We start from the raw sequence: 22,663 nt of genomic DNA, 5'->3' as shown, positions 1-22,663 counted from the left end.
CATGTCGCCATCGAGCAGCCCGCCGATGCAGATCACCACGATCGCCGCGTGCGCGAGGATATAGCCCAGCTTGTTGGCGGCGCCGGCCTTGGCCGCCAGCAGCGTGGCGCCGTCATGCTCGACCTGGCGCACGCGATAGCCGCGGTTGGCCAGCAGCGCGCCGAGGCGCTGCACGGCGCCAGCCCGCGGCGGCGCGGCGTCGAACTCGACGCGGTGGTGGAAGGCGCGCAGGCTGCGCTCGCGCACATGGTCCTTCCACGAGCGCATGTCGCTGACCATCTTCGGCGCATTGCGCACCAGGCACAGCGACGTGGACACCACCAGGAAGGCCAGGATCAGCAGGAACCACCACGAGCTGTAGACCTTCTGCAGCGACAGCGCATGGAACAGCTCGGCCCAGAACGGCCCGAACTGGTTGACGTAGTTGGCGTACGGCTCGTTCTGCTTGAGCACGGTGCCGATCACGCTGGCGATCGAGATCACCGACAGCAGCGCGATCGCGAAGCGCATCGACGAGACCAGTTCGACGGTATCGCGCAGCAGGCGGTGGGGGGTCTTCAGGCGCAGGCCCGAAGTGGAAGCGGTCGGCATGGCAGGAAAGGCAGGAGGCGCGGGGCGCAAAAGACAAAGAGGGAGGCTCGCTCGCGCAGGCCACCCTCTTCGATTATCGCCGGCTCGTTTGGTTGCGCCCCCGCGCCGCGCCGGCGAGGGCCGGCCGGCCCGGGGCTACCGCTGGGCTCAGCGCAGGCCGGCGACGTAGTCCGCCACCGCCTTGATCTCGGCGTCGGACATGCGCGCCGCGACCTCGGTCATCACCGCGTTGTTCTTGCGGCCGCCCTGGCGGAAGGCCACCAGCTGGGCCTCGGTGTACTCGGAGAACTGGCCGCCGATGCGCGGATACTGCGCCGGGATGCCGGCGCCGGCCGGGCCGTGGCAGGCCGCGCAGGCGGGCACGCCCTTGTTGGCGATGCCGGCGCGATAGATCTTCTGGCCCAGCTCGATGGTGTCCTTGTTCTTCGCGGAGGCCGGCTTCTGGGTCTGGCGCGCCAGATAGGCGCCGACGTCGCGCATTTCCTGATCGGTCAGCTGCGCCGCGATCGGCGTCATGATCGGGTTGTTGCGAACCTTGGCCTTGAAGTCGGCCAGCTGCTTGTGGGCGTATTCGGGGTGCTGCGCCGCCAGTTTCGGATTGACCGCGGCGCCGCTGTTGCCGTTGGCGCCGTGGCAGCTCAGACAGGCGGGGACATTGCGATCGGGTGCGCCCTGCGTGTAGAGGGTCTCGCCCTTGGCCGGGTCCGCCTTGGCGGCGGCTTGCTCGGCGGCCGAGGCCAGACCCGTGAAGGCCGTTGCCGGCAAGGCCAGTGCTACGACAGCCACAAGTTTCGCAATGCCATTCATTCGCACACCTTGTCTGAATTGTTTTGAATTCGCTATCGCGTGCCGGTCAGCCTCCGGCCTGCGGTGAGGACGCGCATTGGGGCAAAAGACGGGATAGACCCCGTTGGCAGACCACTGCCGGCCGTTCATCACCCGATGCTGTCAGGTCATGCCGGCCGCCAACAAGGCCAAAAGAACGTCGAACGCCACCCGGCCGGGAGGCCGTTAACCGCGGTATTGTACAATAAATCGCTTCCCGGATAGACGCTTGGCGCACTCCCGCGCGGGCCTCCCCGACCCTGCCTCTCCCTCATGTCTCTCCTACACCAGGCCCGCTTCTTCACCACCGTCAATCATCTGCGCGACCTGCCGGCCACCGCTGTGCCCGAGGTCGCCTTTGCCGGACGGTCCAACGCGGGCAAGTCGACCGCCATCAACGTGCTGTGCAACCAGAAGCGGCTGGCGTTCTCGTCGAAGACTCCCGGCCGCACCCAGCACATCAATTTCTTCGCGGTCGCGCCGGTCAAGGCGCCCGATCCGCTGGCCTTCCTGGTCGACCTGCCGGGCTACGGCTATGCGCAGGTGTCGGGCTCGGCCAAGTATCACTGGCAGTCGCTGCTGAGCGACTACGTGCAGGCCCGGCAGCAACTGGCCGGGCTGGTCATCATGATGGATGCGCGCCGGCCCTTCACCGATCTCGATTGCCAGATGGTCGAGTGGTTTCTGCCGACCGGCAAGCCGATCCATGTGCTGCTGACCAAGGCCGACAAGCTGACCAGCAGCGAGAACGCTCTGGCGCTGCGCGAGACGCGCCGCGTGCTGGCCGACTATGCGGCCCAGCTGGAGAACCCGCCCTTGCTGACCGCGCAGCTGTTTTCGAGCCTGAAGCGGCGCGGCATCGAGGAGGCGCAGCGCCATATCGCCGGTTGGCTGGGGCTGCCGGAGGCGCAGCCTGCCGCTGCGGCGCCGTCCGCCGATGCCGCGCCGCCGACCGGCGAAGAAGCGTCCGGCGACGAGCCCGGCAGCGGCGAAACCCCGTCGTAACCAGGCGAGCAAAACAAGGGCGCAAAAAAAACCCCGCTGCAAGCAACGGGGGGGAATATTCCCGCCGCGAGGCGGGTACCCGCTCAGGGAGGAGTAGCGGGGGACCTCGCGCCACGCACGCGGCGCAACGCAAAGGGTCCGCGAGTATGATAGCGGGCACGCACAAAAGTTTAGTTTTTTATTGGACGCGGGACGCCGCCGCCCGGCAGGCCAAGCCCCTGCCACATCCGGTCCCTTCGCCGTGACGCCGTGGTCGCCCGGGTATCGTGGGCCGCTGCGCTCCGCCGTCCCCTGACTGACGATCCCACCATGTCCACCTTCCCCGAATTCCGCCCCCGCCGCATGCGCCGCGACGACTTCTCGCGCCGGCTGATGCGCGAGCACCGGCTGTCGCCGGACAACCTGATCTACCCCGTGTTCGTGCTCGACGGACAGGGCCAGCGCCAGAGCGTCGCGTCGATGCCCGGCGTCGAGCGCGTGTCGGTCGACCTGCTGCTGCCGGTCGCCGAGCAATGCGTGCAGCTGGGCGTTCCGGTGATCGCGCTGTTCCCGGTCATCGATCCGTCGCTGAAGACACCTGACGGCATCGAGGCGACGCGCGACGACGGGCTGATTCCGCGCGCCGTGCGCGCGCTGAAGGACCGCTTTCCCGAGCTCGGCGTGCTGACCGATGTCGCGCTCGACCCGTACACCAGCCACGGCCAGGACGGCGTGCTCGATGCCGACGGCTACGTGATGAACGAGGAGACCGTCGAGATCCTGGTGCGGCAGGCGCTGACCCAGGCCGCCGCCGGCGTCGACATCGTCGCGCCGTCGGACATGATGGACGGCCGCATCGGCGCCGTGCGCAACGGCCTCGAAGAGGCGGGACACATCCACACCCGCATCATGGCCTACTCGGCCAAGTACGCATCGGCGTTCTATGGTCCCTTCCGCGACGCGGTCGGCTCGGCCGCCAATCTGGGCAAGGGCAACAAGATGACCTACCAGATGGACCCGGCCAACACCGACGAGGCGCTGCGCGAGGTCGCGCAGGACATCATGGAAGGCGCCGACATGGTGATGGTCAAGCCCGGCATGCCGTATCTGGACATCGTTCGCCGGGTCAAGGACGAATTCCGCTTCCCGACCTACGTCTACCAGGTCAGCGGCGAGTACGCGATGCTGAAGGCGGCCGCGCAGAACGGCTGGCTCGACCACGACAAGGTCATGATGGAATCGCTGCTGGCGTTCCGCCGCGCCGGCGCAGACGGCATCCTGACCTATTTCGCGCTCGACGCCGCCCGCCTGCTGGCGCGCTGATCCCTCGCGCATGCAGCTGCTCGGCTTTTCCGCCAGCCAGGTCCATCCGCTCGACTCGCTCGAGGGCGCGCGCGCCTTCCTCGCCGAACAGGCCGCGCCTCGCTTCGTCTGGGTCGACTGCACCCTCGCTGAAGTCAGCGCGGCGCCGGCGGCCTGGCGCGACCAGCTGCAGACGCTGACCGGCGCGCCGGTGCTCGACCTGCATCTGGCCGACGCCACCAATGCCGCGCATCCGTCGTTCTTCGACACGACGCATGCCTACGACATGGTGATCTTCCGCAAGCTGACCTTCGAAACCAGCCGGCTGATTGCGGAAGCCGGCAGCGAGGGACCGGCACCGGTTGTCGCCAAGGCGAACGGCAGCGGCGCAGAGACTGCGGCGGTGGCGGGGGCGGCGGGGGCGGCTGCCACCGCGGGTACAGCCATCAATGCTGCAAAACCACGCCGCCACCCGCCCGGCTTCCTGCCCGCGCTCGCACGCATCGATACGCAGCCGGTGAGCTTCTTCGTGTTCGACCACGTGCTCGCCACGGTGCGGCCGGGCCAGTCGCGCACGATCGAGCAGGTCCGCCAGCGGCTGCTCGAGCTGAGCCGCGCGCCGCGGCCGGAAGTCCGCGGCAATGGCGGCACGGCGCTGGTACACGGCATCCGTCCGCCGACGCGTCCCGAGGACCTGATGCTGCGGCTGCTCAATGCGATGGTCGACCGCTATCTCGACCTGCGCGCGCCGCTGACGCGCCAGCTCGATCGCTGGCAGCGCGCGCTGCTGAACGCGCGCAGCGGCTTTTCCAGCTGGGAGGGCCTGCTCGATGCGCGCATCCAGTTGCGCCGGCTGGAACATCTGTGCGAGGAGCAGCGCGACGCGCTGCAGGAATTCCGCGACAGCCTGCTCGACAACACCTACAGCGACCCGGCCGGCGGCATCGCCAACGACCGCGACGAGGTGCTGCTGGTGCGCATCAACGACGTGATGGAACACATCCTGCGCGTGCTGGCGCATGCCCGACGGCTCGAGGATTCGATCGAGTCCGCGGTACAGATCCACTTCTCGGCCGTGGCGCACCGGACCAACCGCACGATGCGGATGCTGACGATGATCACCGCGCTGTTCATGCCGCTGACGCTGATCACCGGCGTCTTCGGCATGAACTTCGAGCGCATGCCTTGGCTCCAGGAGCCCAGCGGCTTCTGGTGGTCGATCGGGCTGATGGGCGCGGTGGTGGCGGGAATCGCGGCGATGTGGGCGGTCGGCCGCTGGTTGTTGCGCGAGTGATTCGGGGCCGGACGCTGGCCCCGGCTTGGCGTCAGGCCCCTGCCGGACCGAACGCGCGTTCCAGGCTCGCCAGGAACCGTCCCGCGGCCTGGTAGCCGATCACACGCACCGGCAGCTCGCGCCCGTCGTCGCCGAACAGGATGATGCCCGGCGGCCCGAACAGGCCGAAGCGCTTCAGCAGTGCCTTGTCGTCGGCGTTGTTGGCGGTCACGTCGGCCTGCAGCATCACCACGTCGGCCAGCCGTGCCTGCACGCGCGGATCGCTGAAGGTGAAGCGCTCCATCTCCTTGCAGCTGACGCACCAGTCCGCATAGAAGTCCAGCAGCACCGGCTTGCCGGCGGCACTGGCCTGTGCGATGCGGGCATCGAGTTCGGCCACCGAGCGGACCCGTTCGAAGCGCACCGCCTCGGCCGCCGGCGCTCCGTCACGGACGCCGGCCACCAGATGCGACAGCGGCTGCAGCGGATTGCGGCTGCCCGAGGCCAGGCCGACCAGCAGGATCGCACCGGCCAGCGCGGACAGCACGCCCAGCCCCTTGCCGAGCCGCGCTACCGGATGCGGCTCCGCACCCAGGCCATCGAACGCGCGCAGGAACACCGCGCCGACCAGCAGCAGCGTCGCCCAGCCCAGCATCGACAGCCACGGCGGCAGCACCGGTCCGATCATCCACAGCGCGACACCGAGCAGCAGGAAGCCGAACACACGCTTGGTCGCCTCCATCCAGCGGCCCGCGCGCGGCAGCAGATTGCCGGCACCGACGCCGACCAGCAGCAGCGGCACGCCCATGCCGATCGCCATCGCGAACAGCGCGGTGCCGCCGGTCCAGGCGTCGCCACTCTGCGCGATATAGGCCAGCGCGCCGGCCAGCGGCGCGGTCACGCAGGGACCGACGATCAGCGCCGAGATCGCGCCCATCGCGGCCGCGCCCGCGATCTGGCCACCCGGGCGGCGATTGGCCGAGTCGGCCAGCCGCGTCTGCCAGCGCTGCGGCAGCTGCAGGTCATACAGGCCGAACATCGACAGCGCCAGCGCCACCATCAGCGCGGCGAACAGCGCCAGTACCCAGGGCGTTTGCAACGTCGCCGCGAGCCCTTCGCCGATCAGCCCGGCGGCGACGCCGACCGCGGTGTAGACCACCGCCATGCCGAGCACATAGGCCAGCGACACGACGAAGGCGCGGCCGCGGTGCACGTGCTCGCCGACCACGATCGATGACAGGATCGGCACCATCGGCAGCACGCATGGGGTGAAGGTCAGCAGCAGGCCGAGGCCGAAGAACAGCGCGACGATCGTCAGCAGATGGCCGCCGGCAAGCGTCGCCGCGATGCGGCCGCTGTCATCGACGGCCTTGCCGGCATCCGCTGGGACCACCGCGCCGCGATGTTCCGAACCGGCGGACAGCGGCGTGGCGGCGGCGATGGCGGGCGTCACGTTGGCTGACGTCGCGTTGGAGCGGCCGCCCAGCAGCGTGCCGATGCCGGCGCCGCCGACTTCGTAGACGCTCTCCATCGGCGGATAGCACAGGCCCTTGTCGGCGCAGCCCTGCGAGGTCACGACCAGCGTCCATTTGCCGTCGGCGGGCGCGGACTCGACCGGCACGCGGATCGTCACCGTGTCGCGGTAGGTCTCCATCTCCTTGCCGAAGGTCTCGTCGAACTTGACCTTGCCGGCCGGCAGATCGGGCGCGCCGAGCCTGACCTGCGCCGGTTGCGCGGCGAAGGCAAAGCGTTCGCGGTACATGTAGTAGCCCGGCGCGACATCGAAGCGGACCTCGACGGTGCGCGTGTCGATGGTGCGGGCGGCGAAGCGGAAGGCCTGCTCGGGCGGCAGGAAGTCGTCCTGGTCGGCGGCGCGCGCCAGGCCGGCGCCGAGGCACAGCCAGGCCGTCAGCAGCGCCAGTGCGATCGCGGCCAGCCATTGCCACCCTCGCCAGCCTGCGCTGCGCGGTGCGCCCCGCCCCATGACTCCGTCCATCGACCCCAAGGTGCTGCCCATCGTCGGTTTCCTGCTGTTTTTCGTTATGCCGCGTCGTTGCCCGCTCGAGCGTTGCCGTTACCGCCCGGCGTCGCGGTCTGCTGGACGACCCAGTCCAGATAGGCCGGCAGCCCCGCCTGCACGGGCAGCGCGACGATCTCGGGCACGTCGTAGGGATGGTGCTGGCGGATGACCGCTTCGAGGGCGTCGTAGCAAGCCCGCGTGGTCTTGATCAGCAGCGGCAGTTCGCGCGCGGTCTCGATCGCGCCCTGCCACCAGTACTGCGACTCGCAGGCCGGCAAACGGTTCACGCACGCGGCCACCCGCGCCTCCAGCAGCGCGCGGGTCAGCGCGGTTGCGCTGTCCTCGTCCGGCAGCGTGGTGATCACGACCAGTACCTGCGGTGCGTCCATCGAAATCGCTCCTGCGTGACGCCGACTCAAAAACGGCGGCCCAAAAACAAAAGAGCCAGGCAATTGCCTGGCTCGATTGTAAGCGGTTCGCCCATCCGGAGCGCCCGTGGCGCCCGCCGCGCCGAATCGGCGGTCGGTCCGGCGGTCGGATCAGCGAAGAGGCGAAGGTCTTACTCCGCAGCTTCCTCGGCCGGGGCCTCGGTCACTTCGGGACGATCGACCAGCTCGACCAGCGCCATCGGCGCGTTGTCGCCCTGACGGAAGCCGAACTTCAGGATGCGGGTGTAGCCGCCCGGACGGGTGGCGTAGCGCGGGCCCAGTTCGTTGAACAGCTTGGTGACCATGTCACGGTCGCGCAGGCGGGCGAAAGCCAGACGGCGGTTGGCGACGGTGTCCTTCTTGGCCAGCGTGATCAGCGGCTCGACGACCTTGCGCAGTTCCTTGGCCTTCGGCAGCGTGGTCTTGATCAGCTCGTGCTGGAACAGCGAGTTGGACATGTTGCGCAGCATCGCGAGACGGTGCGACGAGGTGCGGTTCAGTTTCCGCAAACCATGACGGTGACGCATGATGATTCCTTTCTAGATCAGTGTTTGACCAGCTCTTCTATCGCCAGCGCCTTCCTTCGGGAGCGCGCCGGCGCGGGCCGGTAGTCGGGTTGCGCCGCCTGGCCATCCGGCCATGCGGCAGGGACTGGCGGCGGGCGCCGGCTGGCGCCCGCCACGCAGATTACTTCTCCAGGCCAGCGGGCGGCCAGTTCTCGAGCTTCATGCCGAGCGTCAGGCCACGCGAAGCGAGGACTTCCTTGATTTCGTTGAGCGACTTGCGACCCAGGTTCGGGGTCTTCAGCAGCTCGTTCTCGGTACGCTGGATCAGGTCGCCGATGTAGTAGATGTTCTCGGCCTTCAGGCAGTTGGCCGAGCGCACCGTCAGCTCCAGGTCGTCGACCGGACGCAGCAGGATCGGATCGATCTGCGGCGCGCGGCTCGAAGCGGCTTCCGCCGACGATTCGGTGCCTTCCAGCGCGGCGAACACGGACAGCTGATCGACCAGGATGCGCGCCGATTGACGGATCGCTTCCTCGGGCGAGATCACGCCGTCGGTTTCGATGTTCATCACCAGCTTGTCCAGGTCGGTACGCTGTTCGACACGGGCCGACTCGACCGCGTACGAAACGCGGCGCACCGGCGAGAACGAGGCGTCCAGCACGATGCGGCCGATCACCTTGCTCGACTCGTCGCCGAACTTGCGAACGTTGCCCGGCACATAGCCGCGGCCCTGTTCGACCTTGATCTGCATGTCCAGCTTGCCGCCGGCCGACAGATGGGCGATCACGTGGCCGGGGTTGATGATCTCGACATCGTGCGGCAGCTCGATATCGGCGGCCGTCACCACGCCTTCGCCTTCCTTGCGCAGCGACACCGTGACTTCGTCGCGGTTGTGCAGCTTGAAGACGACGCCCTTCAGGTTCAGCAGCAGGTTGACGACGTCTTCCTGCACGCCGTCGATGGTGGAATATTCGTGGACCACCCCAGCGATCGTCACTTCGGTCGGGGCATAGCCGACCATCGACGACAGCAGCACGCGACGCAGGGCGTTACCGAGCGTATGGCCGTAGCCGCGCTCGAACGGCTCCATCACGACTTTGGCGTGATGATCGCCCAGCGGCTCGACGGCGATGATTTTTGGCTTGAGGAGTGCTGTTTGCATTAGGTTGTCCTTTTCAATACCCTCGGCTCGTTACACCGATAAGGCTGAGTTTTGGAACCCGAAAAAACCCATCGTACGATGGGCAATAAGCCCGGCGCGCCGAAGCGCGCCGGGCTGAAGATGGAGCTCGACGAGAAATCGCAAGCCGCGGCCGTTGTAGGCGAACGGGTCCGGGCGATTAACGCGAATACAATTCGACGATCAGGCTCTCGTTGATGTCGCCCGAGATATCGGCGCGATCCGGCACTTGCTTGAACGTGCCTTCGAACTTCTTGGCATCGACGGCAACCCAGCTCGGGAAGCCCGACTGCTCGGCCAGCGACAGCGACTCGGCGATACGAGCCTGCTTCTTCGCCTGTTCGCGGATCGACACGACGTCACCGACCTTGATCTGCGCCGACGGCACGTTCAGGGTCTGGCCGTTGACCAGGATCGCCTTGTGCGACACCAGCTGGCGCGCTTCGGCGCGGGTCGAGCCGAAGCCCATCCGGTACACGACGTTGTCCAGGCGCGTTTCCAGCAGCTGGAGCAGGTTCTCGCCGGTATTGCCCTTGCGGCGGTCGGCCTCGGCAAAGTAGCGGCGGAACTGGCGCTCGAGCACGCCGTAGATACGCTTGACCTTCTGCTTTTCACGCAGCTGGGTACCGTAGTCGGAGGTACGGGCGCCCGAGGTACGGCCGTGCTGGCCCGGCTTGCTGTCCAGCTTGCACTTGTCGGCGAGCGAGCGGCGCGCGCTCTTCAGGAACAGGTCGGTGCCTTCACGGCGGGAAAGTTTGGCCTTCGGGCCGGTATAACGTGCCACTTTATCTTCCTTACTGATTCGATCGCGGCGCCAGGATCGACGCGCCGCGAGTCCGCCTGCTGCATCCGCCCGGAGGGCGGCGACGGCGAACGGTGGGCTTATCCAACGCGCGCGGCCGGACCGGCTGCGCGCCACACGATGAATTCGCACTGAATTCGACGATCTGTCCGCGGCAACCGCAGGCGCGGATGCCTCGCCGACAAAACGCGGCATTCTATCACAACAAGAACGACAGAACCCGCGCCCGGAAAATCCGGCGCGGGTCCGGCGATGCCTGGCGCTTAGATACGACGGCGCTTCGGCGGACGGCAGCCGTTGTGCGGCACCGGCGTGACGTCTTCGATCACGGCGATCTTGATGCCCAGCGCGTTCAGCGCGCGCACGGCCGACTCACGACCCGGGCCCGGGCCCTTGATGCGCACTTCCAGGTTCTTGATGCCCTGGTCTTGCGCCACGCGGCCGGCGTTCTCGGCAGCAACCTGGGCTGCGAACGGGGTCGACTTGCGCGAACCCTTGAAGCCCTGGCCACCCGAGGTTGCCCACGACAGGGCATTGCCCTGACGGTCGGTGATCGTGATGATCGTGTTGTTGAACGAGGCGTGGACGTGCGCGATGCCGTCGGCGACGTTCTTCTTGACCTTCTTACGCGCGCGCTGGGCGGCGTTATTCGGACCTTTTGCCATTAGTTATCTTCCTCTGCCTTGGGCGTTACTTCTTCAGAGCCACGCCGGCCTTACGCGGACCCTTGCGGGTACGGGCGTTGGTGCGGGTGCGCTGGCCACGCAGCGGCAGGCCGCGGCGGTGACGCAGGCCACGATAGCAACCAAGGTCCATCAGACGCTTGATGTTCATCGTGGTTTCACGACGCAGGTCACCCTCGACCGTGACCTTGCCCACTTCGTCACGAAGCTTTTCCAGGTCGGCGTCGGTCAGATCCTTGACCTTCTTGTCAAAAGGAACGCCAGTGGCCTCGCAAATCTTGCGAGCGCGCGAGCGGCCGATACCGTAAATCGCCGTCAGGCCGATCTCGGTATGCTTGTGATTCGGGATGTTAACCCCTGCGATACGTGCCATTCGTCAATCCTCTTTACGATTAGCCTTGGCGTTGCTTGTGGCGGGGATCCGACGAGCAGATCACGCGCACGACACCGTTGCGCTTGATAACTTTGCAGTTGCGGCAAATGCGCTTAACAGAAGCCAGCACTTTCATGATTTTCCTCTTCCTTCAATTCCTGTTTCGGCTCACTTCGTCCGGAAGACGATGCGTGCGCGTGACAGATCGTATGGCGTCAATTCGACCGTAACTTTGTCCCCCGGCAGGATGCGGATGTAGTGCATCCGCATCTTGCCGGAGATATGGCCCAGTACGACATGGCCATTTTCCAGCTTCACCCTGAAGGTCGCATTGGGCAGGTTTTCGATTACCTCACCCTGCATCTGGATGACGTCGTCTTTAGCCATACCTAGCCTGTCCTGACCCGGCTCAGCGCAAAGTCAGGTTACCTTTGAAATTGGCCTTCTTCAGCAACGACTCGTACTGCTGCGACATGACATAGGACTGAACCTGGGCCATGAAGTCCATCGTGACGACCACGATGATCAGCAGCGAAGTTCCGCCAAAATAGAACGGCACGTTCCAGCGCAGCACCAGGAATTCCGGCAACAGGCAGACCAGTGTGATGTAGATCGCACCAGCCAGCGTCAGTCGCACCAGAATCTTGTCGATATAGCGCGTCGTCTGCTCGCCAGGACGGATGCCCGGAATGAAGGCACCGCTTTTCTTCAGGTTGTCCGCCACTTCCCGGCTGTTGTAGACCAACGCCGTATAGAAGAAGCAGAAGAACACGATTGCCGCAGCATAGAGCAGGATGTACACCGGTTGGCCGGGCGACAGCGTCGCGGCCAGGTCCTTGATGAACCTGCCCACGGTGCCGGTCGAGTCCGACGTGAACCAGCCCGCGATCGTCGCCGGGAACAGGATGATCGACGATGCGAAGATCGGCGGAATCACCCCTGCCATGTTCAGCTTCAGCGGCAGGTGCGACGACTGGCCGCCGTACACCTTGTTGCCGACCTGACGCTTGGCATAGTTCACCAGGATCTTGCGCTGGCCGCGTTCGACGAACACCACCGCGAACGTCACCGCGATCACGATCGCCACGATGAAGATCGCCGCGATGATGCTCATCGAGCCAGTGCGAACCAGTTCGAACAGCCCGCCGATCGCATTGGGCAAGCCCGCCGCGATACCGCCGAAGATGATGATCGAGATGCCGTTGCCCAGTCCGCGCTCGGTGATCTGCTCACCCAGCCACATCAGGAACATCGTGCCGGTCACCAGCGTGATCACCGCGGTAGCGCGGAACATCATGCCGGGGTCGATCACCAGGCCGGGTTGCGACTCGAGCGCGACCGCGATCGAGAACGCCTGGAAGGTCGCCAGCAGCACGGTCCCGTAACGGGTGTACTGGGTGATCTTCCGCTGTCCGGCCTGCCCTTCCTTCTTCAGCGATTCCAGCTGCGGCAGCACGATCGTCAGCAGTTGCATGATGATCGACGCCGAGATGTACGGCATGATGCCGAGCGCGAACACGGTGAAGCGCGACAGCGCGCCTCCCGAGAACAGGTTGAACATCCCGAGGATGCCACCCGACTGACTCTGGAACAGCTGCGCCAGTTGCTCCGGATCGATTCCCGGCACCGGAATATGCGCACCGATGCGGTAGACGATCAGGGCCAGCACCAGGAACATCAGCCGGCGCTTGAGGTCGCCGTACTTCGCCGTGTTCCTGGCCTGTGCGCTTGCATTGGGTTTCGCCGTGGCCAAACGATGCTCCGACTTGTGACTCGCCTATGCTGCGAAATCTGCTTACTTACTCCGCGATCTGACCGCCCGCGGCTTCGATCGCTGCCTTGGCGCCAGCGGTGGCGCCCAGACCCTTGATCGTCACCTTGCGGGTCAGCTCGCCGGCCTTGATGACCTTGGCGCTCTTGACCAGGTCGCTGACCAGGCCAGCCTGCTTCAGGACCAGCAGGTCGACCTCGGCCGCTTCCAGGCGCTCCAGATCACGCAGCGTGACTTCGGCGGTGAACGCCTTGGTCAGCGACGTGAAGCCGCGCTTCGGCAGACGACGGTACAGCGGCATCTGTCCGCCTTCGAAGCCCACCTTGTGGAAGCCGCCCGAACGCGACTTCTGACCCTTGTGACCGCGACCGGCGGTCTTGCCCAGGCCGGAGCCGATACCGCGGCCGACGCGACGCTTGGCGTGCTTCGAACCGGCGGCCGGTTTCAGGTTGTTCAGTTGCATATTGCTCTCCAATTCCGGACTTGGCCCAGGCTTAGCCGATGACCTTCACCAGGTACGAGACCTTGTTGATCATGCCGCGCACGGCCGGCGTATCCTGCAGTTCCGACACCGAGTTGAGGCGGCGCAGGCCAAGACCACGGACGGTGGCGCGATGATCCTCGCGCGTGCCAATCAGGCTGCGCACGAGTTGCACTTTTACGGTTTTCTGCGACATTTCGTTCACCTGCCTTAGCCGAGGATGTCTTCGACAGACTTGCCACGCTTGGCGGCGATTTCGCCCGGCGTGCTCATCTTCTGCAGACCGTCCAGCGTGGCGCGAACCATGTTGTACGGGTTGGTCGAGCCGTGCGACTTGGTGACGACGTTGGTCACGCCCATCACTTCGAAGATCGCGCGCATCGGGCCGCCGGCGATCACGCCGGTACCTTCCTTGGCCGGCATCATCAGCACCTTGGCGGCGCCGTGCTTGCCAACGACTTCGTGCTGCAGCGTGCCGTTCTTCAGCGGGACCTTGACCATCTTGCGACGGGCTTCGTCCATTGCCTTCTGCACGGCCACCGGCACTTCCTTCGCCTTGCCCTTGCCCATGCCGATGCGGCCATCGCCGTCACCGACCACGGTCAGCGCAGCGAAACCGAGAATCCGGCCGCCCTTCACCACCTTGGTGACGCGGTTGACCGAGATCATCTTCTCGCGGAGGCCGTCGTCGCGTTCGTCCTGCTGGACTTTTGCTTGCATCTTTGCCATGACGTATCTCTCTTAAGCGCTTAGAACTTGAGGCCAGCTTCGCGGGCAGCGTCAGCCAGGGCCTTCACGCGACCGTGGAAGCGGAAGCCGGCGCGATCGAACGCCACGGTTTCCACGCCGGCGGCCTTCGCCTTCTCGGCGATGCGCTTGCCGATCACGGTGGCAGCAGCGGTAGTGGCACCGCTGCCGGTCAGTTCCTTGCGCACTTCTGCTTCGAGGGTCGAAGCCGACGCCACCACCTGGGTGCCGCACGGCGAGTAGACCTGAGCGTAAATATGCGTATTCGTACGGAACACAGTCAGACGATTGACCTTCAGCTCGGCAATCTTGGCGCGGGTCTGACGTGCACGGCGCAAACGAGCGTCTTTCTTGTTCATCACTGCACCCCTTACTTCTTCTTGGTTTCCTTCAGGATGACGCGCTCGTCAGCGTAGCGAACACCCTTGCCCTTGTAGGGCTCGGGCGGACGGTACGCGCGGACTTCCGCGGCAACCTGACCGACTTTCTGCTTGTCCGCACCCTTGATGATGATCTCGGTCTGCGTCGGCGTTTCCGCCTTCACGCCTTCCGGCATCTCATGGATCACGTCGTGCGAGAAACCAAGCTGGAGCTTCAGCGCAGCGCCTTGCAGCTGGGCGCGGTAACCCACGCCAACCAGCGTCAGCTTGCGCTCGAAACCGGTGGTCACGCCCTTGACCATATTGGCCGCCAGAGCACGCATGGTGCCCTGCAGAGCGTTTGCTTCGCTCGATTCGTCAGCCGGGGAGAAGGTCAGCGTCTCGTTCTCGACGTTGGCCTTGACCAGCTTGTGAATCGGCTGGGACAGCGTACCGAGCGGGCCCTTGACGGTGAGCACGCCGGCCGCCACATTCACTTCCGCGCCTTTCGGCAGCGCGATGGGAGCCTTACCTACACGGGACATGGTTACTCCTTACGCGACGTAGCAGATGACTTCGCCGCCCACGCCGGTGGCACGTGCCGCGCGATCGGTCATCAGACCCTTGGGGGTCGAGATGATCGCGACGCCCAGGCCGTTCATCACTTGCGGGATTTCGCTGCGGCCCTTGTACACGCGCAGACCGGGCTTCGACACGCGTTCGATGCGCTCGATCACCGGACGGCCGGCGTAGTACTTCAGACCGATGGTCAGTTGTGCCTTGCCGCCTTCCTCGGCGACAGCGTAGTCGTCGATATAGCCTTCGTCCTTCAGGACCTTGGCGATCGCCACTTTCAGCTTCGACGACGGCATGACAACCGACGCCTTCTGCACGCCCTGGGCGTTGCGGATGCGCGTCAGCATATCGGCGATAGGATCGCTCATGCTCATACTGTTTCTCCTGTAGCCTGTGCGTAATTACCAGCTGGCTTTCGTCAGACCCGGAATTTCGCCCTTGAAGGCGATTTCACGGATCTTGTTACGCGCCAGGCCAAACTTGCGGAAGGTACCGCGGGGACGACCGGTGATCGCGCAGCGATTGCGCTGGCGGGTCGGATTGGCGTTGCGCGGCAGCTGTTGCAGCTCCAGGCGCGCTTCGTAACGCTCTTCTTCCGACTTCGCTTGGTCGTCGATGATGGCCTTGAGGGCAGCGCGCTTCTCGGCGTACTTCGCCGCGAGCTTCGCGCGCTTCTTCTCACGTTCAATCAGAGCCAATTTAGCCACGGTTACCCCTTAATTGCGGAACGGGAACTTGAATGCCGCGAGGAGCTCCTTGGCTTCCTCGTCATTCTTCGCCGTCGTCGTGATGCTGATGTTCAGACCGCGCAGCGCGTCGATCTTGTCGTACTCGATTTCGGGGAAGATGATCTGCTCTTTCACACCGATGTTGTAGTTGCCACGGCCGTCGAACGACTTGCCGGACACACCACGGAAATCGCGCACGCGCGGCAGGGCCACGGTGACGAAACGGTCCAGGAATTCCCACATCCGTTCGCCACGCAGGGTCACCATCGCACCGATGGGATAGCCCTGGCGAATCTTGAAGCCGGCGATGGCCTTGCGGGCCTTCGTCACGACCGGCTTCTGACCAGCGATCTTGGTCAGGTCGCCCACTGCCAGCTCGATGACCTTCTTGTCATTGATGGCTTCGCCCAGACCCATGTTCAGCGTGATCTTGGTGATGCGGGGCACCTCCATGACCGATTTGTAGCCGAACTTCTTCATCAGGGCCGGAACGACCTGTTCTTTGTACTGCTCTTGCAGACGTGCTGCCATGCTCAACTCCTATCCGTGCCCAGAATCAAGCGGCGACGACGGCGCCGGTGGTCTTGAGCACGCGCACGCGCTTGCCTTCCACCAGCTTGATGCCGACGCGCGACGGCTTGCCATTGGCATCCACGAGCGCAACGTTGGAAATATGCAGGGGCATGACCTTGTCGATCACGCCGCCGGTCGTGCCCAGCATCGGGTTCGGACGTGCGTGCTTCTTCGCGACGTTCACGCCCTCGACGGCGACCTTGTCGCCCAGCACGGCCTGGACCTTGCCGCGCTTGCCCTTGTCCTTGCCGGTCAGGACGATGACCTCGTCGCCTTTGCGAATCTTGTTCATGGCGGCTCCTTACAGCACTTCCGGTGCGAGCGACACGATCTTCATGAAACGCTCGGTACGGAGTTCACGAGTCACCGGCCCGAAGATACGGGTGCCGATCGGCTCGAGCTTGTTGTTCAGCAGGACAGCGGCATTGCCGTCGAACTTGACGAGCGAACCGTCCGCGCGGCGCACGCCCTTGGCGGTGCGGACCACGACGGCGTTGTAGATGTCGCCCTTCTTCACGCGACCGCGCGGCGCTGCGTCCTTGACGGTCACCTTGATGATGTCGCCTACGCTCGCATAGCGGCGCTTGGACCCACCCAGCACTTTGATGCACAGCACTTCGCGCGCACCCGTGTTATCGGCCACTTCGAGCCGGCTTTCTGTCTGAATCATGGTGTTTGTCTTCCCAACTTAATCCACCGGGCCCACGAAAAAGGTACGCCCGCCGGTCAGTCTTGGTCCCGTCGGCCACCGGCATTGCGCCAGTCACCGTTTGGGTTGATCAACTTGAAGTCGGTGTGCCAGGCGGTCTGAACGGTGTGACTGTCAGGAGCCGCTAGGCCTGGGGTTCGCTTTAACGGACCGCCCCGGTGGTGTTACAAGAGACGGCCGCAATAAAGCGGAAGTCCAGGATTATAGCACATAACCCTGGACCTGCAAGTCAACCGAGAACCTGTTGGTTCTTAGATGACGCGCGCTGCTTCGACCAGCCGGGAAACGACCCAGGACTTGGTCCGCGAGATCGGACGGCCTTCCTGGATCTCGACCTTGTCGCCTTCCTTGTACTGGTTGGCTTCGTCATGCGCCTTGTACTTCTTCGAGCGCAGCACGTACTTGCCATACAGCGGGTGCTTGACACGGTTTTCGACCAGGACCGTCACGGTCTTGTCCATCTTGTCGCTTACCACACGGCCGACCAGCGTACGGCGAAGCGACGATTCCGTTTTTGCAGTTTCAGTCATTTCGAGTTCGCCTTTTCGTTCAGCACGGTATGCACCCGCGCGATGTCCTTGCGCACCTTCTTCAGCTGGCTGGTGTTCTGCAGCTGTTGGGTGGCCTTTTGCATGCGCAGGCTAAATTGGGCCTTCAGGAGCTCGGAGAGCTCCTGGTTCAGGCCTGCGGCGTCCTTGCCGCGAAGTTCGGATGCTTTCATCCCTGCTCTCCTTACGTCCCGACCTGGCGCACCACGAAATTGGTCGCGATCGGCAGCTTGGCCGCCGCGAGGCGGAACGCCTCACGCGCCAGCTCTTCGCTCACGCCATCCATTTCGTACAGCATCTTGCCCGGCTGGATCTCAGCCACGTAGTACTCCGGATTGCCCTTGCCGTTACCCATACGGACTTCGGCAGGCTTCTTCGAGATCGGCTTGTCCGGGAAGATCCGGATCCAGATGCGGCCGCCACGCTTGATGTGGCGGGTCATCGCACGACGTGCCGACTCGATCTGACGAGCCGTCAGACGGCCGCGGCCCATTGCCTTCAGGCCGAATTCGCCGAAAGACACGGCGTTGCCACGGGTAGCCTTACCCGTGTTGCGGCCTTTCTGCTCCTTGCGATATTTTCTGCGCTTCGGTTGCAGCATCGTTATTCTCCACTCTTCGCGTCTGCGCCAGGCGCAGCGCGGCGACCGGCACCAGCGCCACCACGGCGGTTGCCACCCGGACGGCCTTCACCGTCACGACGGCGACCGTCCGGACGACCCGGGCGACGACGACGTTCGTCTTGCGGCTCTTCCACCACCGGCGCGTCGTTGCGGCCGAGGTGATCACCCTTGTAGACCCACACCTTGACACCGATGATGCCGTAGGTGGTTTCTGCTTCGGAGAAGCCGTAGTCGATGTCGGCACGCAGGGTGTGCAGGGGCACGCGGCCCTCGCGATACCACTCGGTACGTGCGATTTCGATACCGTTCAGACGGCCCGAGCTCATGATCTTGATACCCTGGGCGCCCAGGCGCATCGCGTTCTGCATCGCGCGCTTCATCGCGCGGCGGAACATGATGCGGCGCTCGAGCTGCTGGGTGATCGAGTCGGCGATCAGCTGCGCATCGGTTTCCGGCTTGCGGATTTCCTCGATGTTCACGTGCACGGGCACGCCCATGCGACGCTGCAGCTCGGCCTTCAGCAGTTCGATGTCCTCACCCTTCTTGCCGATCACCACGCCCGGACGCGAGCTGTAGATGGTGAGACGGGCATTGCGGGCAGGGCGCTCGATGACGACGCGGCCCACCGAAGCGTTCTTGAGCTTCTTCTTCAGAAAGTCGCGAACTTCGATGTCTTCCTTCAGCATGCCGGCGAACTTCGTGTTGTTGGCGTACCAACGCGAAGCCCAGTTACGGCTGACGGCCAGACGGAAGCCAGTCGGATGAATCTTCTGTCCCATCGTGACTCCTTAGTTGCCGAGCGTCACAGTGATGTGACAGGTTTGTTTCTCGATGCGGTTGCCGCGGCCCTTTGCCCGTGCGGTGAAGCGCTTGAGCGAGGTTGCCTTGTCGACGTAGATCGATTTGACCTTCAGCTCGTCGATGTCGGCGCCTTCATTGTGCTCGGCGTTGGCGATGGCCGATTCGACCACCTTCTTCACGATCCCGGCAGCCTTTTTCGGGCTGAACGTCAGGATGTTGAGCGCGCGCTCGATCGGCAGACCACGGATCTGGTCGGCGACCAGGCGCGTCTTCTGGGCGGAGATGCGGGCACCGCGATGAATCGCTTTCACTTCCATGATGGCACCTTACCTCTTCGCTTTCTTGTCAGCCGCGTGGCCCTTGAACGTGCGCGTCAGCGCAAATTCACCGAGCTTGTGGCCAACCATGTTTTCCGTGACGTACACCGGCACGTGTTGACGGCCGTTGTGGACGGCGATCGTCAGGCCGATGAACTCCGGCAGAATGGTCGAGCGGCGCGACCACGTCTTGATGGGTTTCTTGTCCTTGCCGCTGACAGCCGTTTCCACCTTCTTCAGCAGGTGGGCGTCACAGAAAGGACCCTTTTTTGCAGAACGAGTCATGTGTTTAGCTCCTACCTACCGATTAACGCTTGTGGCGGCGCTGCACGATCATGCTGGCAGTGCGCTTGTTGCTGCGGGTGCGGTAACCCTTGGTCGGGGTGCCCCACGGCGACACGGGATCGCGACCAGCAGCGGTACGGCCTTCACCACCACCGTGCGGGTGGTCGATCGGGTTCATCACCACGCCGCGGACGGTCGGGCGAATACCGCGCCAGCGGGTCGCGCCGGCCTTGCCGATCACGCGCAGGCTGTGCTCTTCGTTGCCCACTTCACCGATGGTGGCGCGGCATTCGATATGCACGCGGCGCACTTCACCGGAGCGCAGGCGCACCTGGGCGTAGACGCCTTCGCGAGCCAGCAGCACGGCGGAACCGCCGGCGGCACGCGCGATCTGGGCGCCCTTGCCCGGCAGCATTTCCACGTTGTTGATCGTGGTACCGACCGGGATGTTGCGGATCGGCAGGTTGTTGCCGGCCTTGATCGGGGCTTCCGAGCCGTTCATCAGCTGCTGGCCGGCAACCATGCCCTTGGTGGCGATGATGTAGCGGCGCTCGCCGTCGGCGAACAGCACCAGCGCGATGTTGGCGCTGCGGTTCGGATCGTATTCCAGGCGCTCGACCTTGGCGGGGATGCCGTCCTTGTCGTTGCGCTTGAAGTCGATCACACGGTAGTGATGCTTGTGGCCACCGCCCTTGTGACGGGTGGTGATGTGGCCATTGTTGTTACGGCCCGACTTCTGGAATTGCTTTTCCAGCAGCGGCGCGTACGGATCGCCCTTGTGCAGGTTGCGGTTGACAACCTTCACCATCGAGCGACGACCGGGGGAAGTCGGCTTGGTCTTGACGAGTGCCATGATTACTTGGCCTCCGCTTCAAAATTGATTTCCTGACCCGGCTTCAGCGACACGTAGGCCTTCTTCACATGGTTGCGACGACCCATGAAGCGACCGAAACGCTTTTGCTTGCCCTTCTGGTTCAGGATCTGAACGGACTGCACCTCGACCTTGAACAGCAGTTCGACCGCCGCCTTCACTTCCGCCTTGTTGGCGTCGCGAGCGACTTCGAACACCACTTGTTCGTTCTTGTCGGCGACCAGGGTTGCCTTTTCGGAAACCACCGGCGCGAGCAGCACCTGCATCAAACGATGATCGTTCTTGGCTACTTGCGTCATTTGAGCAACTCCTCGATCTGCGCGACGGCCGCCTTGGTCACCAGCACCTTCTTGTAGTGCACGAGCGACAGCGGATCGGCGTGGCGCGGCTCGACAACCGCCACGTGCGGCAGGTTGCGCGATGCCAGGTAGAGGTTTTCGTCGAGGTTGTCGGTGATGATCAGCACCGAGTCCAGACCCATGGCCTTGAACTTGTCGGCCAGCAGCTTGGTCTTGGGCGCGTCGACGGAGAAACCCTCCACCACGTTGATACGACCTTCCCGGGCCAGCTGCGAATAGATCGAGCGCATGCCGGTACGGAACATCTTCTTGTTGACCTTCTGGCTGAAGTTCTCTTCCGGCGAGTTCGGGAAGATACGGCCGCCCCCGCGCCACAGCGGCGACGAGGACATACCGGCACGAGCACGGCCCGTACCCTTCTGACGCCACGGCTTCTTCGTGGTGTGCTTGACCTCTTCGCGGTCCTTCTGCTTCCGGTTGCCGCTACGCGCGTTGGCCTGGTAAGCGACGACGATCTGGTGAACCAGAGCTTCGTTGTAATCGCGGCCGAAGACTTCGGGCGAGGCAGCGACGCCCGCACCGATCTGACCGTTGTCCTGGAGGAGCTTAAGTTCCATGTGTCCGCTCCTTAAGCCGCAGCTTTGGCCTTGACGGCCGGGGTAACGATGACTTTGCCGCCCTTCGAACCCGGGATCGCGCCCTTGACCAGCAGCAGCTTGCGCTCTGCGTCGATCTTGGCGATGACCAGGTTTTGGACGGTACGCGTGACGTCACCGAGGTGGCCGGTCATGCGCTTGCCCGGGAACACACGGCCCGGATCCTGCGCCATACCGATCGAACCCGGCACGTTGTGCGAACGCGAGTTACCGTGGGTGGCACGGCCCGACGCGAAGTGGTAGCGCTTGATGGTACCGGCGTAGCCCTTACCGATCGTCACGCCCTGCACGTCGATCTTCTGACCGACCGCGAACAGGTCGACCGACAGCGTGCCGCCGGCTTGCAGCTCGGCAGCCTTGGCTGCGTCCACGCGGAATTCTTTGATGACTTCGCCCGCTTCCACGCCGGCTTTGGCGAGATGACCCGCCAGCGGCTTGGTGACGCGGCTTGCGCGCCGGGCGCCGAAGGTGACTTGCACCGCGGTATAACCGTCGGTCTCGTCCGTCTTGATTTGCGTCACGCGGTTGTCGCCGACCTCGATCACGGTCACGGGAATCGCTTCACCGTCGTCCGTGAAAATACGGGTCATGCCAACCTTGCGACCTACAAGGCCAAGGCTCATGGTTTGCTCCATTCCCGGCTGCGATTGGCCGGGGCTGATTGATACACGAAACGTGTTGAGTGTTTCTGGTGTCGGGGGCTTGCGCAAAAGAGACGGCGCACGGCCAAAACGGCCAGCCCAATACCCATAGATAGATGGGTAGCCTTACACTATATCGCACCCTTCTGGAAAGGGCAACTGCAATCTGGCAAGGCGTTCAGCAAACGGGGGATTTGCTGTTGCAACGTGGTTGATACGTCGCTATTTCGGCGTTTCGGCACCGAAAAAGGAAAACGGCGAACTCGCGTTCGCCGTTCCACTGCAGAGCGGCCGCGGGCGCGGCCGGTCTCGTCGGATCGATTACACCTTGATCTCGACGTCCACGCCAGCCGGCAGATCCAGCTTCATCAGCGCGTCGACGGTCTTTTCCGACGGATCGACGATGTCCAGCAGACGCTGATGGGTGCGGATCTCGAATTGATCGCGGCTGGTCTTGTTCACGTGCGGCGAACGCAGGATGTCGAAGCGCTCGATGCGGGTCGGCAGGGGAACCGGGCCCTTGACGATCGCGCCGGTGCGCTTGGCGGTATCCACGATTTCGGCGGCCGACTGGTCGATCAGGCGATAGTCGAAAGCCTTCAGGCGGATACGGATCTTCTGGTTCTGCATGATTTTTCCTTAAAAGAGCGATGGGCCGTCATCGGCCCGGTGGTAGCAGGGACGGACGGTAGCCGCCCGTCCCGACAGCCTG

The 22,663-nt window shown here is 64.3% G+C and carries 36 protein-coding genes; 3 read left to right on the top strand and 33 right to left on the bottom strand.

All coding sequences use genetic code 11. The features are described 5' to 3' along the window. Both B551_RS19900 and B551_RS19895 read right to left on the bottom strand, forming a co-directional pair. Positions 1-591, bottom strand: a 591-nt coding sequence (locus tag B551_RS19900; RefSeq protein WP_043441679.1) for a cytochrome c biogenesis protein ResB, incomplete at its 3' end; no start/stop codon positions are given. A gap of 147 nt (positions 592-738) precedes the next feature. Then, positions 739-1,398 carry a cytochrome c gene (locus tag B551_RS19895; RefSeq protein ID WP_006577451.1) on the bottom strand — a complete coding sequence of 220 codons (660 nt, stop codon included), beginning with the start codon at positions 1,396-1,398 and terminating at the stop codon, positions 739-741. A 291-nt stretch (positions 1,399-1,689) separates the two neighbouring features. Between B551_RS19895 and yihA the strand changes: the two genes are divergently transcribed. The 3 genes from yihA (at position 1,690) to B551_RS19880 (ending at position 4,996) form a co-directional block, all read left to right on the top strand. Then, positions 1,690-2,421 carry a ribosome biogenesis GTP-binding protein YihA/YsxC gene (gene yihA, locus B551_RS19890; protein ID WP_006577450.1) on the top strand — a complete coding sequence of 244 codons (732 nt, stop codon included), beginning with the start codon at positions 1,690-1,692 and terminating at the stop codon, positions 2,419-2,421. 309 nt (positions 2,422-2,730) lie between these two features. After that, positions 2,731-3,723 (top strand): porphobilinogen synthase, encoded by a 993-nt coding sequence (gene hemB, locus B551_RS19885; RefSeq protein ID WP_006577449.1) that lies wholly within the window; start codon positions 2,731-2,733, stop codon positions 3,721-3,723. Positions 3,724-3,733: 10 nt separating this feature from the next. Further along, positions 3,734-4,996: a magnesium transporter CorA family protein gene (locus B551_RS19880; protein ID WP_006577448.1), complete on the top strand. Its 1,263-nt coding sequence runs from the start codon at positions 3,734-3,736 to the stop codon at positions 4,994-4,996. A 31-nt stretch (positions 4,997-5,027) separates the two neighbouring features. Here the strand turns inward: B551_RS19880 and dsbD are convergent, their stop codons facing one another. From dsbD to rpsJ, 31 genes are all read right to left on the bottom strand, one after another. Continuing rightward, a complete protein-coding gene (dsbD, locus tag B551_RS19875) occupies positions 5,028-6,959 on the bottom strand; it encodes a protein-disulfide reductase DsbD (protein ID WP_023264858.1) in 1,932 nt (643 codons plus the stop codon). A gap of 56 nt (positions 6,960-7,015) precedes the next feature. Further along, the gene (gene cutA, locus B551_RS19870; protein WP_006577447.1) at positions 7,016-7,384 is read right to left on the bottom strand and encodes a divalent-cation tolerance protein CutA; all 369 of its coding nucleotides are present in this window, start codon (positions 7,382-7,384) and stop codon (positions 7,016-7,018) included. Between the two features lie 170 nt (positions 7,385-7,554). After that, complete coding sequence (gene rplQ, locus B551_RS19865; RefSeq protein WP_006577446.1) at positions 7,555-7,950, bottom strand: 50S ribosomal protein L17; 396 nt, start codon at positions 7,948-7,950, stop codon at positions 7,555-7,557. 160 nt (positions 7,951-8,110) lie between these two features. Continuing rightward, on the bottom strand, positions 8,111-9,091 hold the full coding sequence (rpoA, locus tag B551_RS19860; RefSeq protein WP_006577445.1) for a DNA-directed RNA polymerase subunit alpha: 981 nt from the start codon (positions 9,089-9,091) through the stop codon (positions 8,111-8,113). A gap of 178 nt (positions 9,092-9,269) precedes the next feature. Further along, positions 9,270-9,893 (bottom strand): 30S ribosomal protein S4, encoded by a 624-nt coding sequence (gene rpsD, locus B551_RS19855; protein WP_006577444.1) that lies wholly within the window; start codon positions 9,891-9,893, stop codon positions 9,270-9,272. Between the two features lie 281 nt (positions 9,894-10,174). Continuing rightward, positions 10,175-10,576 (bottom strand): 30S ribosomal protein S11, encoded by a 402-nt coding sequence (gene rpsK, locus B551_RS19850; protein ID WP_023264857.1) that lies wholly within the window; start codon positions 10,574-10,576, stop codon positions 10,175-10,177. 25 nt (positions 10,577-10,601) lie between these two features. Continuing rightward, entirely contained in the window at positions 10,602-10,967 is a 366-nt protein-coding gene (gene rpsM / locus B551_RS19845) for a 30S ribosomal protein S13 (RefSeq protein WP_006577443.1), read from the bottom strand. 19 nt (positions 10,968-10,986) lie between these two features. Beyond that, positions 10,987-11,103 (bottom strand): 50S ribosomal protein L36, encoded by a 117-nt coding sequence (rpmJ, locus tag B551_RS25750; RefSeq protein WP_006160433.1) that lies wholly within the window; start codon positions 11,101-11,103, stop codon positions 10,987-10,989. A 32-nt stretch (positions 11,104-11,135) separates the two neighbouring features. Further along, positions 11,136-11,354 (bottom strand): translation initiation factor IF-1, encoded by a 219-nt coding sequence (infA, locus tag B551_RS19840; protein WP_006577442.1) that lies wholly within the window; start codon positions 11,352-11,354, stop codon positions 11,136-11,138. A gap of 22 nt (positions 11,355-11,376) precedes the next feature. Beyond that, positions 11,377-12,720: a preprotein translocase subunit SecY gene (gene secY / locus B551_RS19835; protein ID WP_023264856.1), complete on the bottom strand. Its 1,344-nt coding sequence runs from the start codon at positions 12,718-12,720 to the stop codon at positions 11,377-11,379. A 46-nt stretch (positions 12,721-12,766) separates the two neighbouring features. Then, positions 12,767-13,201: a 50S ribosomal protein L15 gene (gene rplO, locus B551_RS19830; protein WP_006576228.1), complete on the bottom strand. Its 435-nt coding sequence runs from the start codon at positions 13,199-13,201 to the stop codon at positions 12,767-12,769. A gap of 31 nt (positions 13,202-13,232) precedes the next feature. Continuing rightward, positions 13,233-13,415: a 50S ribosomal protein L30 gene (gene rpmD / locus B551_RS19825; protein WP_006576229.1), complete on the bottom strand. Its 183-nt coding sequence runs from the start codon at positions 13,413-13,415 to the stop codon at positions 13,233-13,235. Between the two features lie 14 nt (positions 13,416-13,429). Beyond that, complete coding sequence (rpsE, locus tag B551_RS19820; RefSeq protein ID WP_006576230.1) at positions 13,430-13,948, bottom strand: 30S ribosomal protein S5; 519 nt, start codon at positions 13,946-13,948, stop codon at positions 13,430-13,432. A 20-nt stretch (positions 13,949-13,968) separates the two neighbouring features. Next, positions 13,969-14,325, bottom strand: a complete 357-nt coding sequence (gene rplR / locus B551_RS19815) for a 50S ribosomal protein L18 (RefSeq protein ID WP_006576231.1) — start codon at positions 14,323-14,325, stop codon at positions 13,969-13,971. A gap of 11 nt (positions 14,326-14,336) precedes the next feature. Further along, complete coding sequence (gene rplF / locus B551_RS19810) at positions 14,337-14,870, bottom strand: 50S ribosomal protein L6 (RefSeq protein ID WP_006576232.1); 534 nt, start codon at positions 14,868-14,870, stop codon at positions 14,337-14,339. A 9-nt stretch (positions 14,871-14,879) separates the two neighbouring features. Beyond that, positions 14,880-15,275, bottom strand: coding sequence for a 30S ribosomal protein S8 (gene rpsH / locus B551_RS19805; RefSeq protein WP_006576233.1), 396 nt, complete (start codon positions 15,273-15,275; stop codon positions 14,880-14,882). A 27-nt stretch (positions 15,276-15,302) separates the two neighbouring features. Further along, positions 15,303-15,608 carry a 30S ribosomal protein S14 gene (rpsN, locus tag B551_RS19800; protein ID WP_006576234.1) on the bottom strand — a complete coding sequence of 102 codons (306 nt, stop codon included), beginning with the start codon at positions 15,606-15,608 and terminating at the stop codon, positions 15,303-15,305. A gap of 9 nt (positions 15,609-15,617) precedes the next feature. Further along, complete coding sequence (gene rplE, locus B551_RS19795; protein ID WP_006576235.1) at positions 15,618-16,160, bottom strand: 50S ribosomal protein L5; 543 nt, start codon at positions 16,158-16,160, stop codon at positions 15,618-15,620. A 25-nt stretch (positions 16,161-16,185) separates the two neighbouring features. Continuing rightward, positions 16,186-16,494, bottom strand: a complete 309-nt coding sequence (gene rplX, locus B551_RS19790) for a 50S ribosomal protein L24 (protein ID WP_006576236.1) — start codon at positions 16,492-16,494, stop codon at positions 16,186-16,188. Between the two features lie 9 nt (positions 16,495-16,503). Next, complete coding sequence (gene rplN / locus B551_RS19785; RefSeq protein ID WP_006576237.1) at positions 16,504-16,872, bottom strand: 50S ribosomal protein L14; 369 nt, start codon at positions 16,870-16,872, stop codon at positions 16,504-16,506. Positions 16,873-17,162: 290 nt separating this feature from the next. Continuing rightward, positions 17,163-17,441 (bottom strand): 30S ribosomal protein S17, encoded by a 279-nt coding sequence (rpsQ, locus tag B551_RS19780; RefSeq protein WP_006576238.1) that lies wholly within the window; start codon positions 17,439-17,441, stop codon positions 17,163-17,165. After that, positions 17,438-17,632: a 50S ribosomal protein L29 gene (rpmC, locus tag B551_RS19775; RefSeq protein ID WP_006576239.1), complete on the bottom strand. Its 195-nt coding sequence runs from the start codon at positions 17,630-17,632 to the stop codon at positions 17,438-17,440. The genes rpsQ and rpmC overlap by 4 nt, the downstream gene beginning before the upstream one ends. A gap of 11 nt (positions 17,633-17,643) precedes the next feature. After that, the gene (gene rplP, locus B551_RS19770; protein WP_006576240.1) at positions 17,644-18,060 is read right to left on the bottom strand and encodes a 50S ribosomal protein L16; all 417 of its coding nucleotides are present in this window, start codon (positions 18,058-18,060) and stop codon (positions 17,644-17,646) included. 2 nt (positions 18,061-18,062) lie between these two features. Then, positions 18,063-18,860: a 30S ribosomal protein S3 gene (gene rpsC, locus B551_RS19765; RefSeq protein ID WP_023264853.1), complete on the bottom strand. Its 798-nt coding sequence runs from the start codon at positions 18,858-18,860 to the stop codon at positions 18,063-18,065. A 9-nt stretch (positions 18,861-18,869) separates the two neighbouring features. Continuing rightward, a complete protein-coding gene (gene rplV / locus B551_RS19760; protein ID WP_006576243.1) occupies positions 18,870-19,199 on the bottom strand; it encodes a 50S ribosomal protein L22 in 330 nt (109 codons plus the stop codon). A 9-nt stretch (positions 19,200-19,208) separates the two neighbouring features. Next, positions 19,209-19,484: a 30S ribosomal protein S19 gene (gene rpsS / locus B551_RS19755; protein ID WP_006576244.1), complete on the bottom strand. Its 276-nt coding sequence runs from the start codon at positions 19,482-19,484 to the stop codon at positions 19,209-19,211. A gap of 22 nt (positions 19,485-19,506) precedes the next feature. Continuing rightward, positions 19,507-20,337: a 50S ribosomal protein L2 gene (rplB, locus tag B551_RS19750; protein ID WP_023264852.1), complete on the bottom strand. Its 831-nt coding sequence runs from the start codon at positions 20,335-20,337 to the stop codon at positions 19,507-19,509. Between the two features lie 2 nt (positions 20,338-20,339). Beyond that, the gene (rplW, locus tag B551_RS19745) at positions 20,340-20,654 is read right to left on the bottom strand and encodes a 50S ribosomal protein L23 (protein ID WP_006576245.1); all 315 of its coding nucleotides are present in this window, start codon (positions 20,652-20,654) and stop codon (positions 20,340-20,342) included. Next, positions 20,651-21,271, bottom strand: a complete 621-nt coding sequence (gene rplD / locus B551_RS19740) for a 50S ribosomal protein L4 (protein ID WP_006576246.1) — start codon at positions 21,269-21,271, stop codon at positions 20,651-20,653. Before rplD ends, rplW begins: the two co-directional genes overlap by 4 nt. A gap of 11 nt (positions 21,272-21,282) precedes the next feature. Continuing rightward, on the bottom strand, positions 21,283-21,933 hold the full coding sequence (gene rplC / locus B551_RS19735; RefSeq protein ID WP_006576247.1) for a 50S ribosomal protein L3: 651 nt from the start codon (positions 21,931-21,933) through the stop codon (positions 21,283-21,285). A 339-nt stretch (positions 21,934-22,272) separates the two neighbouring features. After that, positions 22,273-22,581, bottom strand: a complete 309-nt coding sequence (gene rpsJ / locus B551_RS19730; protein ID WP_006576248.1) for a 30S ribosomal protein S10 — start codon at positions 22,579-22,581, stop codon at positions 22,273-22,275. Between the last annotated feature and the right edge of the window lie 82 nt (positions 22,582-22,663).

It is taken from the genome of Cupriavidus sp. HPC(L) (genome assembly GCF_000307735.3).
Classification (GTDB): Bacteria; Pseudomonadota; Gammaproteobacteria; order Burkholderiales; family Burkholderiaceae; genus Cupriavidus.
This window is presented reverse-complemented; position numbering and strand designations above follow the sequence as displayed.